General features: G+C 53.3%; 1 rRNA gene. It reads right to left on the bottom strand.

Annotation, left to right across the window (positions count from 1 at the left end):
* Positions 1-2,056 (bottom strand): 23S ribosomal RNA (locus HMPREF3170_RS06245); the annotation flags it as partial.
* Between the last annotated feature and the right edge of the window lie 46 nt (positions 2,057-2,102).

Raw genomic sequence — 2,102 nt, 5'->3', positions numbered from 1 at the left:
CTAACAGGTCCTCTTAACCTTCCAGCACCGGGCAGGCGTCAGTCCGTATACATCAACTTAACCGTCTTCGCACGGACCTGTGTTTTTGATAAACAGTCGCTCCCCTCTATTCTCTGCGACCCCCACCAGCAACACACCGAAAAAGTATGCAACCAGCAAGGGCCCCCCTTCTCCCGAAGTTACGGGGGCAATTTGCCGAATTCCTTAACCACAGTTCACCCGACCGCTTTAGTATTCTCTACCTGACCACCTGTGTCGGTTTCGGGTACGGGCCATACACACACATCGCTAGAGGCTTTTCTCGACAGCAAAGGATCACCACCATCACCCAACAATTGGGCTACGCATCACGCCTCACACAAAATATCGACCGCATTTCACAAGTCGACGTGCCACACGCTTACACCAAGATATCCAACACTTGGCGCGGCTACCTGACTGCGTCACCCCATCACTGAACTACCACGGATCAGGCCCCACGCATCACCAACAACCACACACCACAAGTGGTGCGCATGTTGCCAGTTCAGGGTGGTTAGTATCACCGCTTCACTCTTTGTCGCATGCATACGGGTACGGGAATATCAACCCGTTGACCATCGACTACGCCTGTCGGCCTCGCCTTAGGACCCGACTCACCCTGGGAAGACGAACTTGACCCAGGAACCCTTAGTCATCCAGCGGATACGATTCTCACGTATCTCTCGTTACTCATGCCTGCATTCTCACTCGCACACAGTCCACCACCCCTTACAGTATGGCTTCACCCCATGCACGACGCTCCCCTACCCATAGTAAAAACTATGCCGCGGCTTCGGCGGTGTACTTGAGCCCCACTACATTGTCGGCGCAGAACCACTCGACCAGTGAGCTATTACGCACTCTTTCAAGGATGGCTGCTTCTAAGCCAACCTCCTGGCTGTCTTCGCGATCCCACATCCTTTTCCACTTAGTACACCCTTAGGGGCCTTAACCGGCGATCTGGGCTGTTTCCCTCTCGACTATGAAGCTTATCCCCCACAGTCTCACTGCTATAGAACACTTGACCGGCATTCGGAGTTTGGCTGATGTTGCTAAGATGATAGTCCCGCTCAACCAACCAGTAGCTCTACCTCCGGCAAACTACTATAACGCTGCACCTAAATGCATTTCGGGGAGAACCAGCTATCACGGAGTTTGATTGGCCTTTCACCCCTACCCACAACTCATCCCCTCAGTTTTCAACCTAAGTGGGTTCGCGCCTCCACAACCTCTTACAGCTGCTTCACACTGGCCATGGGTAGATCACCCCGCTTCGGGTCCAGGACATGCCACTTACAACACCCAATTAGGATTCGCTTTCGCTACGACTACCCCACACGGGTTAACCTCGCGACATGCCGCTGACTCGCAGGCTCATTCTTCAAAAGGCACGCCATCACACACACGCGGTGCTCTGACGGATTGTAAGCGCACGGTTTCAGGAACTCTTTCACTCCCCTCCCGGGGTACTTTTCACCATTCCCTCACGGTACTTATTCACTATCGGTCACACTTAGTATTTAGGCTTACCGGGTGGTCCCGGCAGATTCACAGCAGATTCCACGAGCCCACTGCTACTCGGGCAAACAATCACCACAACACGACACGCCTTCACGTACAGGGGCTCTCACCCTCTCCGGCACACCATCCCAGGTGACTTCCGCTAACACGCCGCATCATAGGGGTACATGGCAGCATACCCACAATCATCGCCCACAACACCACACGCGCAACCCCTGCCAGGTATCACACACGCATGGTTTAGCCTCATCCACGTTCGCTCGCCACTACTAGCAGAATCACAATTGTTTTCTTCTCCTACGGGTACTGAGATGTTTCACTTCCCCGCGTAACCCCCACACAGACTATACATTCATCTGCAGGTAACACTCCATAACAAGTGCCAGGTTTCCCCATTCGGACATCCTCGGATCAACGCTTTGTTGGCAACTCCCCGAGGCATAACGCAGCCTCACACGTCCTTCATCGGCTAAGCATGCCAAGGCATCCACCGTACGCCCTTGTAACAAAACAAAAACACACAACAAACAAACAACAAACAACCACCACACACAAACAGC

Source organism: Corynebacterium sp. HMSC08D02 (genome assembly GCF_001807505.1).
GTDB lineage: Bacteria > Actinomycetota > Actinomycetes > Mycobacteriales > Mycobacteriaceae > Corynebacterium > Corynebacterium pseudogenitalium.
This window is presented reverse-complemented; position numbering and strand designations above follow the sequence as displayed.